This is a genomic window from Iodobacter fluviatilis, from assembly GCF_900451195.1.
Lineage (GTDB): Bacteria > Pseudomonadota > Gammaproteobacteria > Burkholderiales > Chitinibacteraceae > Iodobacter > Iodobacter fluviatilis.
This window is the reverse complement of record NZ_UGHR01000001.1, coordinates 2,610,309-2,630,730: the sequence shown is the minus strand read 5'-3', so window position 1 is coordinate 2,630,730 and position 20,422 is coordinate 2,610,309. Positions and strand designations below refer to the sequence as shown.

General features: G+C 50.9%; 23 protein-coding genes and 1 riboswitch. Of the genes, 11 read left to right on the top strand and 12 right to left on the bottom strand.

The features are described from left to right. Positions 1-138: 138 nt before the first annotated feature. The 4 genes from DYD62_RS12115 to DYD62_RS12100 form a co-directional block, all read right to left on the bottom strand. Positions 139-1,398, bottom strand: a complete 1,260-nt coding sequence (locus DYD62_RS12115; protein ID WP_115227571.1) for an ABC transporter permease — start codon at positions 1,396-1,398, stop codon at positions 139-141. Then, the gene (locus DYD62_RS12110; RefSeq protein WP_115227570.1) at positions 1,391-2,071 is read right to left on the bottom strand and encodes an ABC transporter ATP-binding protein; all 681 of its coding nucleotides are present in this window, start codon (positions 2,069-2,071) and stop codon (positions 1,391-1,393) included. The genes DYD62_RS12115 and DYD62_RS12110 overlap by 8 nt, the downstream gene beginning before the upstream one ends. Positions 2,072-2,206: 135 nt before the next feature. Beyond that, a complete protein-coding gene (locus tag DYD62_RS12105) occupies positions 2,207-2,695 on the bottom strand; it encodes a DUF2796 domain-containing protein (protein ID WP_115227569.1) in 489 nt (162 codons plus the stop codon). A 16-nt stretch (positions 2,696-2,711) separates the two neighbouring features. Then, positions 2,712-3,365, bottom strand: a complete 654-nt coding sequence (locus DYD62_RS12100) for a DUF3299 domain-containing protein (RefSeq protein WP_115227568.1) — start codon at positions 3,363-3,365, stop codon at positions 2,712-2,714. 145 nt (positions 3,366-3,510) lie between these two features. Here DYD62_RS12100 and DYD62_RS12095 point away from each other — a divergent pair, with 145 nt between their 5' ends. The 11 genes from DYD62_RS12095 to DYD62_RS12045 all read left to right on the top strand — a co-directional run bounded on the left by DYD62_RS12095 (position 3,511) and on the right by DYD62_RS12045 (position 13,513). After that, the gene (locus DYD62_RS12095) at positions 3,511-3,987 is read left to right on the top strand and encodes a low molecular weight protein-tyrosine-phosphatase (RefSeq protein ID WP_115227567.1); all 477 of its coding nucleotides are present in this window, start codon (positions 3,511-3,513) and stop codon (positions 3,985-3,987) included. Positions 3,988-4,073: 86 nt separating this feature from the next. Then, a riboswitch (yybP-ykoY riboswitch) is annotated at positions 4,074-4,183 on the top strand. Positions 4,184-4,288: 105 nt separating this feature from the next. Further along, positions 4,289-4,858, top strand: coding sequence for a TMEM165/GDT1 family protein (locus DYD62_RS12090; RefSeq protein ID WP_205836294.1), 570 nt, complete (start codon positions 4,289-4,291; stop codon positions 4,856-4,858). Between the two features lie 94 nt (positions 4,859-4,952). Then, positions 4,953-6,245: an NCS2 family permease gene (locus tag DYD62_RS12085; RefSeq protein WP_099396195.1), complete on the top strand. Its 1,293-nt coding sequence runs from the start codon at positions 4,953-4,955 to the stop codon at positions 6,243-6,245. 12 nt (positions 6,246-6,257) lie between these two features. Further along, positions 6,258-6,818 (top strand): adenine phosphoribosyltransferase, encoded by a 561-nt coding sequence (locus DYD62_RS12080; protein WP_115227566.1) that lies wholly within the window; start codon positions 6,258-6,260, stop codon positions 6,816-6,818. 79 nt (positions 6,819-6,897) lie between these two features. Beyond that, entirely contained in the window at positions 6,898-7,452 is a 555-nt protein-coding gene (locus DYD62_RS12075; RefSeq protein ID WP_115227565.1) for a hypoxanthine-guanine phosphoribosyltransferase, read from the top strand. A 138-nt stretch (positions 7,453-7,590) separates the two neighbouring features. Beyond that, a complete protein-coding gene (locus DYD62_RS12070) occupies positions 7,591-9,270 on the top strand; it encodes a magnesium transporter CorA family protein (RefSeq protein WP_115227564.1) in 1,680 nt (559 codons plus the stop codon). A gap of 106 nt (positions 9,271-9,376) precedes the next feature. Continuing rightward, entirely contained in the window at positions 9,377-10,624 is a 1,248-nt protein-coding gene (glyA, locus tag DYD62_RS12065) for a serine hydroxymethyltransferase (RefSeq protein WP_115227563.1), read from the top strand. 252 nt (positions 10,625-10,876) lie between these two features. Beyond that, positions 10,877-11,329, top strand: coding sequence for a transcriptional regulator NrdR (nrdR, locus tag DYD62_RS12060; RefSeq protein WP_115227562.1), 453 nt, complete (start codon positions 10,877-10,879; stop codon positions 11,327-11,329). 179 nt (positions 11,330-11,508) lie between these two features. Next, on the top strand, positions 11,509-12,636 hold the full coding sequence (ribD, locus tag DYD62_RS12055; RefSeq protein ID WP_207916422.1) for a bifunctional diaminohydroxyphosphoribosylaminopyrimidine deaminase/5-amino-6-(5-phosphoribosylamino)uracil reductase RibD: 1,128 nt from the start codon (positions 11,509-11,511) through the stop codon (positions 12,634-12,636). Further along, a complete protein-coding gene (locus tag DYD62_RS24425) occupies positions 12,611-12,805 on the top strand; it encodes a YfgJ family double zinc ribbon protein (RefSeq protein WP_115227561.1) in 195 nt (64 codons plus the stop codon). Before ribD ends, DYD62_RS24425 begins: the two co-directional genes overlap by 26 nt. After that, the gene (locus DYD62_RS12045; protein ID WP_115227560.1) at positions 12,806-13,513 is read left to right on the top strand and encodes a riboflavin synthase subunit alpha; all 708 of its coding nucleotides are present in this window, start codon (positions 12,806-12,808) and stop codon (positions 13,511-13,513) included. It abuts the gene before it with no gap. A gap of 112 nt (positions 13,514-13,625) precedes the next feature. On the opposite strand, the gene DYD62_RS12040 is transcribed toward DYD62_RS12045, so the two are convergent. The 8 genes from DYD62_RS12040 to DYD62_RS12005 all read right to left on the bottom strand — a co-directional run bounded on the left by DYD62_RS12040 (position 13,626) and on the right by DYD62_RS12005 (position 20,419). Beyond that, positions 13,626-14,204: a hypothetical protein gene (locus tag DYD62_RS12040; RefSeq protein ID WP_174900834.1), complete on the bottom strand. Its 579-nt coding sequence runs from the start codon at positions 14,202-14,204 to the stop codon at positions 13,626-13,628. Between the two features lie 137 nt (positions 14,205-14,341). Beyond that, complete coding sequence (locus tag DYD62_RS12035) at positions 14,342-15,568, bottom strand: beta-ketoacyl-ACP synthase (protein WP_115227559.1); 1,227 nt, start codon at positions 15,566-15,568, stop codon at positions 14,342-14,344. Next, entirely contained in the window at positions 15,565-16,296 is a 732-nt protein-coding gene (fabG, locus tag DYD62_RS12030) for a 3-oxoacyl-ACP reductase FabG (RefSeq protein ID WP_115227558.1), read from the bottom strand. The genes DYD62_RS12035 and fabG overlap by 4 nt, the downstream gene beginning before the upstream one ends. A gap of 210 nt (positions 16,297-16,506) precedes the next feature. Further along, positions 16,507-16,974, bottom strand: coding sequence for a hotdog family protein (locus DYD62_RS12025; protein WP_172476499.1), 468 nt, complete (start codon positions 16,972-16,974; stop codon positions 16,507-16,509). Next, a complete protein-coding gene (locus DYD62_RS12020; RefSeq protein ID WP_115227556.1) occupies positions 16,961-18,145 on the bottom strand; it encodes a beta-ketoacyl-ACP synthase in 1,185 nt (394 codons plus the stop codon). Before DYD62_RS12020 ends, DYD62_RS12025 begins: the two co-directional genes overlap by 14 nt. Positions 18,146-18,322: 177 nt before the next feature. Further along, positions 18,323-18,868: a DUF3261 domain-containing protein gene (locus tag DYD62_RS12015; protein WP_115227555.1), complete on the bottom strand. Its 546-nt coding sequence runs from the start codon at positions 18,866-18,868 to the stop codon at positions 18,323-18,325. Beyond that, entirely contained in the window at positions 18,856-20,079 is a 1,224-nt protein-coding gene (locus DYD62_RS12010) for an NAD(P)/FAD-dependent oxidoreductase (RefSeq protein WP_115227554.1), read from the bottom strand. Before DYD62_RS12010 ends, DYD62_RS12015 begins: the two co-directional genes overlap by 13 nt. Positions 20,080-20,149: 70 nt before the next feature. Beyond that, the gene (locus DYD62_RS12005) at positions 20,150-20,419 is read right to left on the bottom strand and encodes a CBU_0592 family membrane protein (protein ID WP_207916428.1); all 270 of its coding nucleotides are present in this window, start codon (positions 20,417-20,419) and stop codon (positions 20,150-20,152) included. Positions 20,420-20,422: the final 3 nt, after the last annotated feature.

The following is a 20,422-nucleotide window of genomic DNA, read 5'->3' as shown; positions in this document are numbered from 1 at the left end:
CGACGGCAAGGGTTGCCAGTGTTTGAATTATTGTTGGGCGTGCGAAACCCGCCGTTTTCTGTAGCATTTCATACAAAAATCCGGTGGGTTTCTTCTGTTCTGCAAAAGATAGGCCGCATACCTTTAGCCCCGCCGCAGCTAGCTCTGCTGGCTTAATCCATCACTTAAAGACATCCGGTAAGCACGCCACGCGGGAATCGCGCCGATGAGTGCCCCGGCCACTAAGGTTGCCCCCAGCATTAAAAACTCGGTTTGTGTGGGGGGATTGATGGCAAGACTCAGGCCATAAAATTCGCGCAACAACGGGCGGCAGGCGATGATGATCAGGTAGAGTAAGCCAACGCCTGCGGCCGTGCCGGTGCTGACTAGCAGCAGCGTTTCGCCCATCACCAGCACAAATATCTGCCATGCTCTTGCGCCTACCGAGCGCAGGATCGCCATTTCGCGGCGGCGCTCGTTTAGCCCGGTTAGCAGGGCGGTGAGCATGCCCAGTAAGCCAATCACCATAACAAAGCCTGAGACCACCAATAAGGCCTGTTCGGCGATTTTCATTAGCTGCCAAAGCTCGGAAAGCGCCACACCCGGCATGATCGCCATCAGGGTTTCATCAGAAAACTGATTAACGGCGCGCTGATAGCTAAATAGTGAGGTGCGTGATTTAAGCCCAACATAAAAAGCGGTAATCGTCACCGGCGGTGCAATGCTGCGGTTTTCATCTGTGGCAAGTACGCCCATTGAAGACAGTAGCGAGGCGCTGCCTGATTCCCAGCCCTCGTGAATAGCCGTTAAGCCATCCAGCGAAACATGAACAGTGTCGTCAACTGGGGTGCCCGTTGGGGCCAGAATGCCGGTGATGCTAAAGGGCTGATCGCTGTGCTCAGACATCGCGCCTTCACCACTGCCATGGGTTAGAACGATTTTTCCGCCCAACTGATAGCCGAGTTTTTTGGCGACATTGGCACCGAGCACTGCATCATGTGTGCGTGCAAAGATCGTGCCCTTAGCAAGCTGCAGATGCTGGCTGTCGCCAAATTGTAGGTATTTAAAGTAATCGCGGCTGGTGCCAAGGACTGAAAAGCCTTTATGGCTGTCGCCAAGCGATACAGGAATGGTCCATGCCACACGCTCGTCTTTGGCGAGCTTTTGGTAGCTGCCCCAGCCAATATTATTGGTCGCATTGCCAACGCGAAAGACGCTGTACAGCAAAAGCTGCACCGATCCTGTTCGTGCACCCACAATCAGATCAGTACCACTTACGGTGCTGGAGAAACTATTTCTGGCCTCTGTGCGCAGTCTTTCTACGCCGATCAGCAGTAAAACAGATAATGCCACGGTGAGTATAGAAAGGGCGACGGTGAGCCTGCGGCTGAGTAAGCTTTTAAATGCAATTTTAAACATCGTGTGTCTCCATCGTATTGATGGCGGGCAGGCTGACGCTGCGGTCAAAATGCATGGCGAGCTGTGGGTCGTGGCTGACCAGCAAGATGGCGGTCTGATGCTCTTTGGCGCATTCAAATAAAAGCTCGATAAATGCGCCTCGCCTTTCTGCATCCAAGGCCGAAGTGGGCTCGTCTGCAATCAGAATTTCGGGCGCGCCTATCAGTGCGCGGGCCAGCGCCACGCGTTGCTGCTGGCCAACTGACAGCGCGCTGACTGACTGATGTAAGTGCGTATGTAAATCGAGTCGTTCAAGCAAATGCAGGGCCTGCGCTTTAGGCTCGCCTGTACGCTGTCGGCGCAATTTGGAAAACTGGCAGGGTAGCAGCACATTGTCGAGTACCGATAAATAAGGCAGCAAGTTAAATTGTTGGAATACATAGCCCAAATGATCTGCTCTGAAGCGGTCCCGCCCAGGCCCGGATAGTCGGGATAAATCCTGTCCCAGTATTTTGATTCGGCCACTTTGCGGTAAATGAATGCCCGTGAGTAAAGAAAGTAGGGTGCTTTTACCGCTGCCACTGGGGCCGTGCAAAAACAGGTGTTCGGCTTTAGCAAGCTTAAATTCCGGGATGCTGAGCGTCGGGCGAGCGCTGCCCGGCCAGGAGAACTGCAGGTTTTCGATCTGGATCACGGCTTACCTTTGTTGGACATTGCCCGTTGTTTTACAGGCACAGCAGGGGCTTGATGGTGTTGCGTTTATTAACGTGGGTGGGGTGCCGCAGGAGTAGCTAAGGCTGCTCTTGCGGGCATACTTGCTGTAGCTTACTTACTTCAAATTCAGCATCTGGCCTGATTTAAGCGTGATTTGCTTTTGCCCATTGGTATTGGCCAGGTTGGCTGTGATTTTCTTAAAGCCCGGGAAGTTTTTCCAAAGGGTAAGTGCGATGGTCCCTGGTGTGGCGGCGCATTCAAAGTGATATTCGGCTTCAATATCGCTGTGTCCGCCCTTGGCAAAATCAGGCATTTTTACGCTGGGCGCAGCGGCTTTGCACTGTGCGGATGCATCAATTGCAAATAAATTGCCCGCATTTTGTAATTGTTCGGTCACCGCCTTAAGCTTTGCTTTTTCGGTGTCATTCTTAGGTTTGTGTTCAAAGCCAAGTAGGTTGTCGGCCGGGCTTTCAAGCGTGATCACTAGCTTGTTGCCTTCGATGGCCACATCCATTTCTGCTACGCCATGCACATGAGCGCCGTGTGCAGAGGCTAGCCCGCTGAAAGATAAAGTAAGTAATGCACTAAGTAGTAGGTTGTTCATGCTGGTATCCTGGTGTTTATTTTGGGGCTTGATATTCACGTACTTCGTTGGCGGTCATGGCGTAGCCGACATCCACTTTGCTGCTGCCATCAGACCAAGCTACATCTGATTTGGATGATTTAACGAGCAGCTTGCCGCTGACAGTGACCGGGGCAAATAAGTTGCTGGATGGAAAGCCTTTTGGGTATTGCACAACAATCATTTGATTTGGCGGCGGTGCAGGAACATGGATGCATGCGCCAATGACGGGGACCAGAATAAATTCAGTCACTTTTTTATTGTTTTGCTTTAGAGGTAGTAAATAGCCATCCAGCTTTACCGCTTGATTGTTGAGCGCGGTTTGCATTTCGCTGGTGCGTCTTTTTTCATAAGCACTGATTTTTTCGACTAAAGGCTCCATGTCATTAAAGTCTTCATTCAGCAGCGCATTGATATCTGTGCTGAGGTCGGATGGTTTAAATTTGCCTGCGGCCATAATGGCTTTTTGCTGGCGCTGTTGAAAAGCGCGTGTAAGTCTTGTTTTTTGTTCCGGGCTTAAATTACCCACTGCTGCGCGTAAGCTGGACGAATCGGGCTGCAAATCGCTCCATTTGATCGGGCGGGCATCGGCTGCAAAGAGCGAGTGGCTGATAAGCGTTGTCAGTAAAATGGCGAGCAGGCGATGAATCACGTCAGGTCCTCGTTGGAGAAATTTTTTTCAATTGTAACTGTGTTGCATTTGAAAATGTTGCATGTCGTAAATATTTAATAAAAGGTGTGTCGTAATCGTCCGTGGCAACCGGATGGATCACGGCCGTTTATGCTAAAGGTGAATCATGAAAAAATTTAAAGTGCTCTTTGTTTGTACCGGCAATATTTGCAGAAGCCCAAGCGCCGATGGCGTGATGCGCCGGATGCTGGCTGATGCGGGGCTGGAGCATGCTGTTGAGGCTGATTCGGCAGGCACTCAGCGTTATCACATGGGTGAAGCGCCGGATGATCGAGCGCAAAAGCATGCAAAAAAGCGGGGTTATGATTTATCTTTTTTACGCGCCAGAGTGGTAAATCAAAGTGATTTTGCAGTGTTTGATTTGATTTTGGCGATGGATAAGGGGCATTTAAGGGCTTTGCAGTCGCTTTGCCCGCCTGAATTTATGTCTCGTGTAAAATTATTTTTATCCGTTTTGCCAGAAGGCGGTGAAACAGAAGTGTTGGATCCTTACTATGGCGGTGCTGCTGGGTTTGAGACCGTTCTGGATCAGTGTGAGGCAGGCTGTGCAGCCCTGCTGAAACAGATCAAAACACAGATTTAAGGCATGTAAATAGTATTATGCAGAGGCGGTTTTTGTAATCTGGGATTGCAGCATGCATAAGGGGTGGTTAAAATCCGCGCTTTGGTCTTCGGGGGAGTAGTCGCCTGTATTGGCTTTTTAAAGCTTTTACGGGGAATACGTCAACATACTTGAATCCATAGATTCATGGCGTATTCGGCTGAAGCGGTGTTCTGTTATCAGAGCGCAGGCAGGCCTGACAAGACCTGAGGTTCGTTCAGCATTTCCCGGGGTGGGCAATGCTGCGCGACCTCTATCCTGCCCGCCCCGGAAACACGACTCGATGATTGATACCTTTCTCATTTCTACCGGCGTTGTCGCCGTTGCCGAAATCGGCGATAAAACGCAATTGCTTGCGTTAATCCTTGCCGCACGTTTTCGACGTCCTCTGCCTATCATCTTAGGCATCTTTGTTGCGACTGTACTCAATCATTTTGCTGCAGGCTGGATTGGCCAGCAGGTCGCAGGCATGATTTCCCCCCTTATTTTGCGCTGGATTATTGGCCTGGGCTTTTTAGCTATTGCTGCTTGGGCGCTAGTGCCCGACGAAATGGGCGAAGAAGAAGCACAAATCAAGCCTTACGGGGCCTTTTTAGCGACAGCCGTTGCCTTCTTTCTGGCCGAAATCGGCGATAAAACTCAGGTTGTCACCGTGGCGCTGGCGCTGAAATATCAGCCGCTTTGGGCGGTTATCGCGGGCACCACACTAGGCATGATGATTGCAGATGTGCCTGCTGTGTTTGTGGGTAAGTGGATTGCTGCCCGGATGCATATTTTGCGCTATGTTCGTTTTGTAGCTGCAGCCGTATTTGCCTTATTAGGTGTATTGGCTTTATTGGGTGTTGGTGGTTAATTTTTTTTAACGTGTGAAAGTCGGCGTTTGTTGTTTTCTATCAGATAACAACAGGCTCCGGCTTATTTGTTTTTTCTAACGGGGAAATGGGCTCATGCTCGAAGCATTGTTCAAACTAAAAGAACACGGTACTAGCGTTAAAACCGAAGTGATTGCAGGTTTTACTACGTTTTTAACCATGGCCTATATTATTTTTGTCAATCCGGCCATTTTGGCGCAAACCGGCATGGACTTTAATGCCGTATTTGTGGCGACGTGTCTGGCTGCCGCATTTGGTACAGCAGTGATGGCGCTCCTAGCTAATTACCCGATTGCGCTGGCACCAGGTATGGGCTTGAATGCTTACTTTACGTTTGCTGTGGTAAAAGGAATGGGCGTGCCATGGCAAACGGCCTTGGGTGCGGTGTTTATTTCTGGCGTGATTTTTGTGCTGGTTTCCTCGTTTAAATTGCGTGAAGTGCTGGTGAATGCAATTCCGCATTCATTAAAGCTGGCTATTTCTGCGGGTGTGGGTTTATTTTTGGCCATTATTGGTTTGAAAAGTGCAGGCCTGATTACCGCTTCGCCAGTGACCATGGTGCAATTGGGTGATATCCATGCGCCAAGCACATTATTGGCTGTATTTGGTTTCTTTTTAATTGTGGCGCTTGAATATCGCAAGGTAAAAGGCGCAATCATTATTGGCGTATTGGGTGTGACGCTGTTATCGATTTTATTCGGCTTAACCGAATTCAAAGGTGTGTTTTCTCCGCCACCATCGATTGCACCAACCTTTATGCAAATGGATATTAAAGGCGCGTTGAATGCGGGCCTTCTGGGTGTCGTGTTTATTTTCTTCTTTGTGGATTTGTTCGACACCACAGGGACTTTAGTCGGCGTATCCCATCGTTCGGGTTTGCTGGATAAAGATGGCAAATTGCCACGCTTAAAGAAAGCGCTGTTCGCCGATTCTTCTGCCATTATGGTAGGGGCGGCCTTGGGTACTTCAAGTGTTACAGCCTATGTTGAATCAGCTGCAGGTGTGGCTGCTGGTGGCCGTACTGGTTTAACCAGCCTTGTGGTTGCAGCCTTGTTTCTGGCTGCGCTGTTTGTGGCGCCTTTGGCAGGGACTGTGCCAGCCTATGCAACCGCGCCTGCGCTTTGCTATGTGGCCGTACTGATGGCCCGTGGTCTGGCCGAAATTGATTGGGACGATATTACCGAGGCTGCACCTGCCGTGATTACAGCCGTGGGTATGCCGTTTACCTATTCGATTGCAGACGGGATTGCTTTTGGTTTTATCAGCTATGCCGCAATTAAAGTGCTGGCCGGGCGCTATAAAGATTTAAGCCCTGCTGTATTGATTATCACCGCGCTGTGGCTGGTTAAATTTGCTGCGTTTGGTTAAGGAAGAGATTTGATGAGCTTATTGCAGGCAGAACCACCTTACGCAGAATATATCCGCGATCGCATCCGTACCGTGCCGGACTGGCCACAGGCGGGTGTGCAGTTCCGTGATATCACGCCCTTATTGCAAGATAAAAAGACCTTCCGTGTTTTGGTTGATATCTTTGTCCATCGGTATATGGATATGGATTTAGACATGGTGGCAGGCGTGGATGCGCGTGGTTTTATTCTGGGTGCAGTGGTGGCTTATGAATTAAACCTCGGCTTTGTGCCGGTGCGTAAAAAAGGCAAATTACCCTTTTTAACGGTGGCAGAAGAATACGAGCTGGAATACGGCTCGGCCACGGTAGAGATTCATACCGATGCCTGCAAAAAGGGCGATCGCGTATTGTTAATTGATGATCTGGTGGCAACCGGTGGCACCATGGTGGCTGCGGCGAAGTTATTAAACCGCCTTGGAGCAACTATTGTAGAGGCCGCTGCCATTGTTGATTTGCCAGAGCTGGGCGGATCAAAAATCGTGCGTGAGCAGGGTATTCCTTTGTTTACCGTGTGCGATTACGCCGGGCATTAAAGATGTGTAGTGGAGGCCGCTGCCTGCGTGGCGGTCCCCTCGTTTTTATTTGAATGACTTGAAGAAAAGGTACGCTATCGTGACCCTAGAACTCCCTGAAGCCCAAACCATTATTGATAACTCGGATTGCCTGCACAGCGAGGCAGAAGTACTGGCTGCGCTGGATCGCATGGCTGTGGAGATGACGGCTGATTTACAATATGCCAATCCGATTGTTTATACCGTTATGAATGGTGGCTTGATTGTGTCAGGGCACTTATTGCCACGCTTACGCTTCCCTCTGGAAGTGTCCTATATGCACGCCACGCGTTATCGCAAAGAAACCAGCGGTGGTGTGCTGGATTGGAAAGTAAAGCCGCAAGAAAGCATGAAGGGCCGCGTTGTCGTTATCGTGGATGACATCCTGGATGAAGGCCATACACTGGCGGCCATCTTGGAATACTGCCGTGAGCAAGGTGCAAAAGAAGTGCGTGTTGCCGTGCTGATTGATAAAAAGCACGATCGTAAGGCGGTGGGTGTCACTGCTGATTACGTTGGTCTGCAAGTAGAAGATCGCTTCCTTTTTGGCTGTGGTATGGATTACCAAGGCTATTGGCGCAATACGCTGGCGATTTATGCTGTTCATGGTATGTAAAATGTAATTTTGGTGAGATTTATACCAAAGCCCTTGTTTACTTGATGTAAACAAGGGCTTTTTTTTGCTTACACCTTTGCGGCTCATTATTTTCTGACTTTGATCTATTCTGACGTAATGAAGAATAAGGAGGTCAAGATGGCGGATGCTGCTGAAACCATGGTTCGTCACTTTAGGCAAATTCTGATCTGGCCCTTGCAGTTAATGCCCTTGGCTCAGCCTGTGGGTAGTGGCGCAGTGATGGGGCGGCATTGGGAGCTGATGAAAGAGCTGGTGGCAGAAGATTCGCCATGGCAGATGCGGCCTTCGGTGTTTGATATGGATCCGCTGGCTTTTCAGGAGCGCCATTATCGCGAATTTGTCACCTTTCTGCCCTATGTGCAGCGCTTTTTATACGGGGAAGGTGCGGCAGAAGCGGGGGGCGGTGCGGATGGCTATGGTGGCTCGCCACTGCATGTATTCAGGCGGCACGATATCTGCACGGTGCGCATGCACTACAAAGATGGCTCGCGGCAGGATTTTAAAGTGGCGCATATCGATCTGTATTTTTTTTACGATATCGATATCGTTATTCTGGCGTTTGAAATTCTGGCCGACAATGTGCCCTTGCAACGGGCTCAGGACACATTATTTCGCTTTGGCCGCGCTTTTCCGGCGCAATGGGATGAAGACAAAACCGCGGCCAGCTGCCTGCAACAGGTGAAATGGCTGGATGTGAAAGGCGGGGTGATTGCTGCGTCTGATTACGACCATAAATCGAAATATCTATCCCATGTTGGCGAGTTTAGGGCTGCACCCATGGCCAATCACTGGGACGCGCTGTTGCGCCCTTTGGTTTTGCACCATTCCACTGAATTGGGCGAGCTGCGCTACCGGCAGATTGAATATCACCGCATGCCCTTAATGGCCTATCTGGCTTTTGATGATCCGTTTGATTTAAGAGATGAAGATTTTTACCGCCTTGGCATGGTGACCCGGCCTTCGCAAGGAGGCGATTTACCTTACACGCCTAAGGTGTTTCAGGAGTTTGAAGCGAGCTGCTGTTATGACCGGTTCTGGGTGCCAGAACGTCGTCACGATGCATCGTCTACCCGCATGATGTGCGATGGCCATGCTTTTGTGCTGGTGGGTAAATACGGGCATGGCTTTTTTAGTGATCCCTATACGGGCGCATTAGGGCAATTCAGGCATCAGTATTTCTTGCTGATGATGATTGCGCATTTTCATAAAGCGGCGCTGCTTATTTTTTCTGACCGGCTGGCGGTGGCGCTGTCGAGGCTGCAAATTGGCGATGTCAGCTCGGCACGGCGGTTTAAGCGCGGGATACGCGTTTTGCAGGAGGTTTTTTTACGCTTTACCCAGCGCTACTGGTTTTGTGAGATATCAAATCAGGTGGTGGCCGATCAGATTTTTCATATGGCACGCCGCCATTTGGGCACAGAGGCTCTGTTTGCAGAAGTAAGGGAATCCATCGACAGTATGAGCCAATATCTGGAAAACGATGATTTGCGCCGTCAGGCCGATACCGTGGTGCGCCTGACAGTGGTGACCATTCTGGGTTTGGTTGGCACGACCGTGACAGGGTTTTTAGGGATGAATCTATTTGATTTGTCGCACGATGCAACGTGGCTGCGGCTGCTGTATTTTTTCGCAACATTTATTCCTATTTCAGCGCTGACGATGTATTCCCTGATGAAGTCAAGGATGCTTTCGGAGTTTTTAGATTTTATGTCAGATGACCGCATGGGTTTGTCTGATAAATTGAAAACGATTAAAGCGAACTGGCGTAAAAAAAAGCAAGCTAGGAATAAGCTATGAAAGAGGATCATGATTAATCGCGAATTCCTCAATTGGAAAAGGCCTCGTCCGTGGTAGAATCCTGCGCATTCCCTATTCCCAACCGACTTACGGAAGCGCCAACTCTATGTTCTCCAAGTCCGCCACTATCGCCCAATACGATCCTGATTTAGCCGCTGCCATTGCAGGTGAAGTTGTTCGCCAGCATGAGCATATCGAGCTGATCGCGTCAGAAAACTACACCAGCCCAGCGGTGATGGAAGCTCAGGGCTCGCAACTGACCAATAAATACGCTGAAGGTTATCCTGGTAAGCGTTTTTATGGCGGCTGTGAATTTGTTGATACCGTTGAACAGTTGGCGATTGATCGCGTGAAAGCACTGTTTGGTGCAGAGTACGCCAATGTGCAGCCGCATTCCGGCTCGCAAGCCAACCAAGCTGTGTATTTCTCCATCTTAAAGCCAGGCGATACCGTAATGGGTATGAATCTGGGTCACGGTGGTCACCTGACACACGGCTCGCCAGCGAATCTTTCCGGTAAGCTCTTTAATATCGTGGCTTACGGCCTGAACGAAAACGAAGAAATTGATTACGACGATATGGAACGCGTAGCGCTTGAAACTAAGCCTAAGCTTTTGATCGGCGGTGCTTCTGCTTACGCGCTGCGCTTTGATTGGGCACGTATGCGTGAAATCGCCGACAAGGTGGGCGCTTACTTTATGGTGGATATGGCGCATTACGCTGGCCTGATCGCGGCTGGCGTGTATCCAAACCCAGTGCCACATGCTCACTTTGTAACATCGACGACTCATAAAACATTGCGCGGCCCGCGTGGTGGTTTGATTTTGGCTAAAGCTGAATTTGAAAAATCGATCAATTCGAATGTGTTCCCAACGCTGCAAGGCGGCCCTTTGATGCATGTGATTGCAGCTAAGGCTGTGGCATTTAAAGAAGCAGCAACACCAGAATTCAAAACCTACCAAGAGCAAGTGCTGAAAAACGCACAAGCCATGGCTGCTGCCCTGATCGAACGTGGTCTGCGTGTAATTTCTGGCCGGACCGAATCGCATGTTTTCCTGGTAGACCTGCGCTCTAAAGGCTTAACAGGTAAGGCTGCAGATGCGCTGCTGGGCTTGGCTCACATTACCGTGAATAAAAACGCCATCCCTAATGATCCGGAAAGCCCGTTTGTGACTTCTGGTATCCGTATCGGGTCGCCAGCGATCACCACTCGTGGTTTCAAAGAAGCAGAAGCGGTACAGGTCGCGAATCTGATTGCAGATGTGCTGGATAATCCAGCCGATGAAGCCAATATCGCGGCTGTTGCAGTAAAAGTAAAAGAATTAACCGCCCGCTTCCCAGTTTACGGCGCTTAATTGACTTAATCGTTTAAGTATTGTTACGTCTTAAACCACAGAGAGCACAGAGGGCACAGCGTTTTACAGAGAAAACCTCGGCATGACTGAGTGATAAATTCTGAGTGATGGGAGAGGCAAATGGTGCTTACATCATGAAAGACTTTAGCTAAGCCTGACCTTGATTTTCTCTGTGTCCCTCTGTGGTCTTTGTGTCCTCTGTGGTTCAAGATTTAGTTTCAGTTCTATTTTCTTGTTCTTTGCGGGGTTGTGATGAAGTGCCCCTTCTGTGGTTCCCCTGATACGCTGGTTGCTGACTCGCGTGTATCTGATGATGGCGATTTAGTGCGCCGTCGCCGTCGTTGCCCTGTGTGTGATAAGCGCTTTACCACCTTTGAAACCGCCGAAGTGCGCTTGCCGCAGGTGGTGAAACAAAATGGTCAGCGTGCTGAATTCGATCGTGAAAAAATCCGCACCAGCTTTGAGCGCGCCCTGCATAAACGCCCGGTGCCCACGCCCTTGGTGGACGACGCTATTCTTCGAATTATTCAAAAGGCTTTGTCGCTGGGCGACAGAGAAATCATGAGTCGCCAGATCGGCGAAATGGTGATGTCTGAGCTCGCCAAACTCGATAAAGTCGCCTATATCCGCTTTGCCTCTGTATACCGCTCCTTCCAGGACGTCGACGATTTCCGCGATGTGATTCGTGAAGTGAGTAAGGAATAAAACGCCCGCTTAACCTTCACAGCTTATCCTCGCTCACAAAATCTTGAACCACAGAGAACATCGAGAGCACATAGTTTCACTGAGAAAGTCCAAGTTTGGTTTTCTCTGTGAAACACTGTTTCCTTCTTTGTGGTTCAAGGTGTGGGTTTTGTTATGCCTGTCTCATGCTTAGGAAACCTATGAACGTGATCGATCATCAATATATGCAGCTGGCTTTGCAGCAGGCGGCTTTGGGGCAAAATAGTGCTACGCCTAACCCTTCTGTGGGTTGTGTGTTGGTGAAAAATGGGCAGGTGGTGGGGGCGGGTTTTAGCCAGCCTGCGGGTGGCGGTGTGGTAAAAGGCGCGCCCGGCGCGCATGCCGAGGTGATGGCCTTGAGTATGGCGGGTGATTTGGCTCGCGGCGCTACTGCATATGTCTCGCTGGAGCCTTGCAGCCACCATGGCCGCACACCGCCTTGCGCCGATGCTTTGGTGAAAGCAGGCGTTGTACGTGTGGTGGCCGCACTGACCGATCCTAATCCCTTGGTGGCGGGGCAAGGTTTAGCGCGTTTGGCTGCGGCTGGGATTGAAGTGAGCTCGGGCGTCTTGCACGCAGCAGCGCTGGAGCATCACAAAGGCTTTATCAGCCGCATGGTTCGATCCCGTCCTTGGCTCACGGTCAAAATGGGCGCCAGCCTAGATGGTCGTACGGCGCTGGCTAACGGGCAATCCCAGTGGATTACAGGCCCTGCGGCCAGATCCGATGTGCAAAAACTACGCGCCCGATCCTGCGCGATGCTTACCGGGGTGGGCACCGTGCTGGCGGATGATCCGCAGCTGACGGTGCGCGAGTTTGCAGTTGAGCGGCAGCCACTGCGTGTGGTTCTAGACAGCCAGCTGAGAACCCCGCCCGATGCAAAGTTGTTTAAGCAAGCTGGTGTACTCATTGTTGCGGCTCAGGATAACAAGCTCAAGCGTCATATTTTAGAAGCCGCAGGGGCAGAGGTGTTGATTCTGGCCGATGCTCAGGGCCGCGTTGATTTAAATGCGCTGCTGCAAGAATTGGCCGTGCGTGGCTGCAATCAAGTCACGGTTGAGGCAGGCGGGACGCTTGTTGGTGGCCTGTTTCAAGCGGGATGGGTGGATGAATTGTTGCTATATCAAGCCCCTGTGATCATTGGTGACACAGCAAAAGGCATCGCTACACTTGATTTAACTGATCTAAACCACAAGCTACAAGCTAAGGTAGTAGAGCGTCGCTTAGTTGGAGACGATTTGCGGCTTACACTGCGCTTTACTGATGCTGGGGAATTCTATGCCGGATAAACTGACAAATGAGCAAAAATCGCTGCCAATTTGCCCTGATTGCAAGCGGCCGCTTGATGTGGTCGCGGCCTGTGGCTCGGTGAGTTATTTTTGTGATCATTGCAACTTACTTAAGTCTTCGAAGCGTGTGCGCGAAGCAAATCCAGAACTCTTTAAGGAAGCTGAATAAATGTTTACGGGGATTGTGCAGGGCGTTGCAAAGATTGAAGCGATTGATGACAGGGAAGGCATGCGGACATTTCGTATCGCCTTTCCGGCTGGCTTTTGTAAAGACATACAACTAGGTGCCAGCGTGGCGATTGATGGCGTTTGCCTAACGGTGACTGAAATTTTTGCCGATGACAAAGCCAGCTTTGATGTCATGTTGCAAAGCCTGCGCATTACCTCCCTTGGGCAATTACAGCTGGGAAGCCAGGTAAATGCCGAACGCGCCGCTAAAGATGGTGCAGAAATTGGCGGCCATCCGCTTTCTGGTCATGTGGATTTTACCGCTACGCTCTTGGATATTCGTAAGGATAATGAAAACTGCTGCTTCAGAATCGGCGTGCCTAAAGCTGGGATGAAATACATCTTCGCGAAAGGCTATATCGCCTTGGATGGCGCTAGCCTAACGGTATCTGAAACCAATAAAACAGACTGCTGGTTTGAAGTATGGTTGATTCCCGAAACCCGCCGCATGACGATTTTTGAAGGCAAGGCGGTGGGCAGCATCTTTAACGTAGAAATCGAGCGTGCCACACAAGTGGTTGTCGATACCGTACGCGATGCCTTGGAAGAAAAACTTGGTGTGCTCATGCCCGCACTGGAAGCCCTGCTTGCTCAGCAGGGGGTGGATGTTTACGCGCTGGCTGAAACCGTGGCTTTGAAAAAGCCTTAACCCCGTAGACTCAGAGATTAAGCGGATATGCCATTAAATAGGTGGCAGGCTTTGTAAATCGGCCAGATAGATATATTCCTTGGGTTCATCTATCTGGCGGATAAATATAAAGTTAGCTGGTTTTTGCAGGCTCGCTATTTTTGATTGTTGTGCTTTCTAATGGCTCACTATTTTCTTTTGCTGAAGCATCATCTTTAATATCAGCATCTTCTTTAATGGTGTAGCTTGCATCTTTTACCCAACGAGCTAAATCTTTACCGATTGCAATTGCAGTGCGATCAAGGATAGAGCAGGTGCCACGAAAACCACCCCAGAATCCTCCAACTGACCAGCGGTTTAATCTTGATTGACGCTGAACTTTCCCATTTTCTAAAAGCTCTGCAACTACAGTAATTGATTTAGGACCGCTAAACCCACCGCCACCAACGCCAGTAACTCGTGCAATTCTTAGGCGTAGTACATTGCCATCAACTCTAGTGACATCTGCTGATACGGTCCCTTCTGCGCGGTTAAGGTGGGCTAAACTGCTTCCAACGCGTTTAGTCAGTAGCTCTTCAACATTGCATTCTTCTTTTACTCGCTTAATCACACTGGCATCCGGCAAATATAGAACAGGTGTTTCAAGATACGTTTTTTCGCTTGCCATAACAGTGGCAGAGCCAAGCATTAAAAGCATAATTACTAATTTCATTACGGATAACCTTATGTTTTAAAAGGGACGATTATTTAAATCGTTTAAGTCATTCAGTTGGTGCTCACATTGTTGCTGATAGTTTTTCTTTTGGATTCCCTGTGTTTCAAAATTTGGTATTTACTACGTGGTATCAATCAACCCCAGCGCTTAAAAATCAGCGATGTATTTATCCCGCCAAAGGCAAAGTTATTGCTCATGACGATATCGCATTCGATGGCTCGCCCCGTGCCGGTAATGTAATCCAAGGGGGCACAGCGCTCGTCTGGCTCTGTCAGGTTAATGGTAGGGGCAAACCAGCCGCTGTTCATCATTTCGATGCTGATCCACGCTTCCAAAGCACCACAAGCGCCCAGAGTATGGCCCATATAGCTTTTGAGCGAGCTGATGGGGGTCTGTGCACCAAACACCGCCAGCGTGGCGTGGGATTCGGCGATATCGCCATGATCGGTGGCGGTGCCGTGGGCATTGATATAGCCAATGTCCTTGGGTTGCAGCGCGGCATCTGCAAGGCTCAGACGGATGGCCTGGGTCATGGTGGCCGAATTGGGGTGTGTGACATGCGAGCCATCGCTATTGCTGCCAAAGCCGATGATTTCTGCATAGATATGCGCGCCGCGCGCCAGTGCGTGTTCCAGCTCTTCCAGTACCAGTGTGCCCGCACCTTCGCCAATCACCAGCCCATCACGTTTACCGTCAAAAGGGCGGGGAGTAGCTTCGGGCGTAGCGTTTTGCACGCTGGTGGCAAATAGGGTATCGAAAACAGCGGCTTCGGTGGCGTCCAGCTCTTCAGCACCGCCGGCCAGCATAGCGATTTGTTTGCCGAATTTGATGGCCTCATAGGCATAGCCTATGCCTTGGCTGCCGGAGGTACAGGCGCTGGAGGTGGTGATAATCCGGCCGGTAATGCCAAAAAATACGCCGATATTGACGGCCGCAGTGTGCGACATCATTTTGATATAGGTGGTGGCGTTAATGCCTTCGGTGGATTTTTCCGCCATCATGCGGCCAAAGTCACCAATCGCTTTGGGCGTGCCGGCAGAGGAGCCATAAGAGATTCCCATCTGGCCGCTTTTGACCAGTGGATCATCCAGTAGACCCGCATCGATCAATGCCAATTCGCTGGCGCGAGTCGCCATCAGTGCCACGCGGCCCATGCTGCGGGTGCTTTTGCGGTTGTAATGCGCAGGCAGCTCAAAGGGCGCTGCAGGTGCACCCAGCTGGGTATTTAGCCCTTCAAAAACTTGCCATTCAGGCATCACCTGGATGGCATTTTTGCCTGCTTTAAGTGCCGCTTCAACGGTCTTCCAGTCGTGGCCAAGCGGGCTGATGGCACCGATGCCGGTAATAACAACGCGTTTCATCCTACCAAGCCTCCATTCACTGAAATCACCTGACGTGTGATATAGGCGGCATCTTCCGACATTAAAAAGCTGACGGCTGCGGCAACTTCTTCAGGTTTACCCATGCGCTTGGCCGGAATGATTTTCAGGGCTTCTTCTAATACGCGCTCATCCACCATTTCGGTGTCGATCAGGCCGGGCGCCACGCAGTTTACAGTGATGGCTCGGCTGGCTAGCTCCACAGCCAGCGCTTTGCTTGCGCCAATAATTCCTGCTTTGGCCGCGCTGTAATTCACTTGGCCGCGATTGCCGATCAGTCCAGAAACGGACGATAACGTGACAATGCGGCCAGGTTTTCGTTGCCTAACCATCGGCATGGTGAGCGGGTGCAACACATTGTAAAAGCTATCTAGATTGGTATGAATCACCGCATCCCAGCCTTCCGGTGGCATGGCGGGGAAGGCGTTATCCATAGCGATACCCGCATTACAAACCACGCCGTAGTAGCAGCCGTGCGCTTCGATATCGGCGAGTAAAACTTCTGCTGTTTGGGTACGGTTAGCCACATCAAATTGCAAAATACGGCTGTTTTGGCCCAGTGCGGTGATTTCGGCTGCGATGACTTCGGCGGCATCGATGCGGCTCTTGCAATGCAGCACGATATCAAAGCCATCTTTGGCCAGCCGCATGGCAATCGCGCGCCCAATACCCCGGCTGGAGCCTGTGACCAGAATTGTTTTGTTACTCATTGCTTGCGTCTCATTGTGTATTTTTAATTATTTGGGTCTGCACAAGGAGCTAAACCTTGAATCACAGTGTAAAACGAGGACACCGAGAACACAGAGTAAACCGGTTTATCTTTGTGATTTTCTCTGTGAAACTCTGTGGTCACTGTGCCCTCTGTGGTTCAAGATTTAGCGCTCTTACACTTACCATTTTTCTTGCTTAGAACGATTTTCTCATATTGTTGTACCCGCTTGCTCCGCTAAAAACGCGCTCGCATCCAGTGGCTCAAATACGGTGAGTGCGGCTTGGGCGACTTCCTGCTGCTCAATCAAAATCTGACAATCAAATTGCCCTAGGCCATTGTCGGCCTGAAAGGCTCTGCTAATTTTGATGATGAGCACTTGGCCTAGGGTAAATTCGCTCACCTTGCAGCTATAGCGGCGGCTGCCCAGTAAAAAACCGATTTTAGGCACTTGCCCGGCTAATCTTGCTTGCCAGCCAGCCCATGCGGCTACGGTTTGCGCCATATATTCAACGCCAGCCCATGCACCCACGCCTGTGCCGGTAAAAAACAGATTGTCTGCGGCGATGGTTACTTCGCATTCAAAATGCGTGTCGTCCCCAGCGATGGCGCGATCGAGCAAAAGCATCCTGCCGGAGTGCGGCACGATCTCGCTGATGTGGTATTCAATCGGCTGCATGGTTTTTTCCAAAAATAAGCACGGCATTACTGCCACCAAATGCAAAGGAATTGCTGAGCGTATATTGCAGGGGAGTTTCTGTACACTGACCAGGCTTTACCAGTGCCAGAGGGGGCATTGCAGGGTCGCTTGCGCCATCCCACCAGTGAGGGGGAAGTTGTCCTGTGGGATTGCCGCTGAGGGTAAGCCAGCAGATTGCCGCTTCAATGGCACCCGCAGCACCCAGCGTGTGGCCGGTTAAAGGCTTGGTCGAGCTGCATGGTGTATCGCTACCGAACAGCTTGCCAATGGCGAGGCTTTCCATTGCATCATTTTGCGGTGTGGCGGTGCCGTGCAGATTGATATAGCCAATGTCTGCCGGTTGCAGAGCGGCCCGCTGCAGCGCTTCCTGCATGGCGGTACTGGCCCCTTTGCCGTCCGGTGCGGGCGCTGAAATATGATGTGCGTCCGAGCTTTCACCCCAGCCTAGTAAGGCGACGGGGCCGGGCGCTTTACTCATTAAAAATAAGGCCGCGCCTTCACCAATATTAATGCCACTGCGATGAATGCTCATGGGCTGGCAGCGCTCTGCACTGACCGATTCCAGCGCTGAAAAACCAGCAACGGTGAAATCGCACAGCGAATCTACGCCGCCGCAAATCACCACATCACACATGCCTGCATTAAGCAGCCTTGCTGCACTCGCCATCGCTTTGGCGCTGGAAGAACATGCGGTGGAAATGACCATCACCGGGCCTGCAAGGCCCAGGAGAGTGCTGAGTGCGGCAGCGGGTGAGCCCAGCTCTTGCTGCGCCATATGAAAGCCCTCAGCAAGCTGACCTGATGCCTGATATTCGGCAATGGCCGCCTGCGCCTCGCCTATGCCGGAGGTGCTGGTCCCTAAAACCAAGCCAATCCGCTCCGCTCCAAAGCGGGCAATGGCCGCGTCTACCTCAGGGCGAATTTGTTCCAGCGCGGTAAGCAGTAGTGCGTTATTGCGGCTGTGCAGCTTGGCTGGCAAGGTGTCTTGCGAAGCAAGCTCGCTATTGACTACGCCCAGATACAGGGTTTTACCCAGACATGCCGTTGGCGCAACACCGCCCGGTACATCCGCAAACAACGCCCGGCGCACATCATCAATGCCATTTCCCAGCGCGCAAATAATACCCAGTTGATTTAAATAAATACTCATCGTGTATGGCTATCAAGTAACAAAATGCATATTCCTGTTAGAAACCTCAGGTCTGCAGATACAGGGACCACAGTATTTAAAAACAGCACTCAGAAGCAACCTTGAGAAAAACGTTTCTTGCGTTTTCTCTGTGTGCTTTGTGTTTTCACGGTTCTCTGTGTTTGCAGATCTTTGGGTTTAAGGTGTTTCTTTTGAGTCAATCACTAGCCGGTAGTGCTCAAGCGTGTTTTCTATATCAGCTTGCCCTGTCCAGCGGGGCTCTGCGTGATAGCGGATGGTGATGATGGTTTGCTGTCCTTGCGTCAGTGTGCGGATGCCGCCTTCTTCACTGAGCGTCCAGCCCGCAGGTAAAGCCGCCTGAATGGTGGCGAGCGGCCAGTACACCAGTTGCACATCACGCAGTACGCGCTGCTCATCCACCTCTTTGGGCAGCAGGGCGTGACGGCTGCTTGTTAGCGATTGGCCATCCCAGCTTACCGTTAAAATACGCTGCCCCAGGGCAAAGCCTGCTAGCTGGACTTGCTCCGGGCTTATTTCCAGTAAGGCATCCAAGGTCTTGGGCGGGCTGCTGTTGGCTGGTAAGGCCGAAACGCTTAGTCTTTGCGTCAGACTCACCGATCCTGCGAAGGCGGCAGGGGGTAAGCGTAAAGTAGGTAAGCGAGTCTCAGGCACTTCACTGGCGCAGCCCCCAAGCAAGGCAAGGAGGACAATTAAGCCGCGCACAATTGCTCCAGCGTTTTTAAGCGCTTAGGTTGCGCCACATAGGGATTGTTTAAATCCCATGCGTAGCCCGCCAAAATAGCGGAAATCATCCGGCGCACGTCTGTAGACTGATTCTGATGGAAAATTACATCCTGAAAGCCACCTTCATACCAGCTGCTGACAAAGGCCCTGAATGCATCGACGCCTGCTTTCAGCGGATCTGCATAATCGCTCTGCCAATTAACCGTTTCACCTGCAAATTCGCGCTCAATCGCTGCGGCGGCAAGGGCTGCTGATTTTACCGCGATGGTGACACCGCTGGAGAATACCGGGTCCAGAAACTCGCCCGCATTGCCCAGCAAGGCAAAGCCTTTGCCGTATAAGCTGCTGACATTGGCAGAATAACCAATCAGCTGGCGGGCCGGGGTATCCCAAATGGCGTTTTTAAGCACGGCTGACAGGGTAGGTACTTCGGCAATAATGGCCTGTAAGCGCTCGGTTTCGCTGCCCTGATATTTTTCTAGAAATTCTGGCCTAGCGACTACGCCTTGTGAGCAGCGGCCATTGGAAAAAGGAATGGTCCAGAACCATACATCGTTGTGATCGGGGTGCACGCTGACTAGGATTTTATTGCGATCAAAGCCTTCTTTTGAAATGCGATCTTCAATATGGGTAAAGTAAGCGCCACGCACGGGGAAATCCGAAGGGGTTTCCAGCTTAAGTAGGCGGGGCAGAATCCGGCCAAAGCCACTGGCATCCAGTAAAAAGCGGGCGCTGATTTGATAGGTTTCTGTGGCAGATTGCACGGTAATTAAAGGCTGATCACCATCAAGGTCGATGGTGGTAACTTGCTGCTGGTAGCGAATCGCCGCACCTGCTTTTTCGGCAGCTTTGGCCAGCACATGGTCAAAGTTGCCACGCTGTACCTGGTAAGTGGTGCCCCAGCCTGGAGAAAATTTATCTCTGAAATCAAAAGCAGTGGATTGCTCGCCCCGTACAAAGGCCGCGCCGTTTTTATACTGGAAGCCTGCTTCAATCACATCTTGTAAAAAACCGGCCGCTTCGATGTATTCCATGCTTTGTGGTAACAGGCTTTCGCCAATCGAAAATCGTGGAAACACTTCTTTTTCAATGATCAGCACATGACGGCCTTGCTTACGCAATAAGCCTGCCGCCACCGAGCCGGAAGGGCCCGCGCCGATAATCAGTATTTCTGTGTGTTCAATACGCATTTCATTTCTCTTCTGTATTTTTAGGTTTTGTTTTTGTTCTGCTAAGCGGGCTAGGGGTGCGCTGACCAACTCAATGAATAAACTGCCCTGCTCTTAAGATGCCGATCAGGCCGACAATAATCCAGAATCCATATAATAAGGTGTAAGCAGAATCGCGTTTTAACGCCGAGCACCAAGCCAGCATGATGGCGTCGATGGTGTTCAGGCTCCAGATAAGCATAAATGGGCTGGCCGGGCCCCGCCAGCTAACCAGGCTGAAGCTGAAAATACGCATCAGCACCCCGATCATCTCAATGGTGCGTAGGTTTTGAAAAATAAAGCGGTTAAGTGTCAGGATCATTTT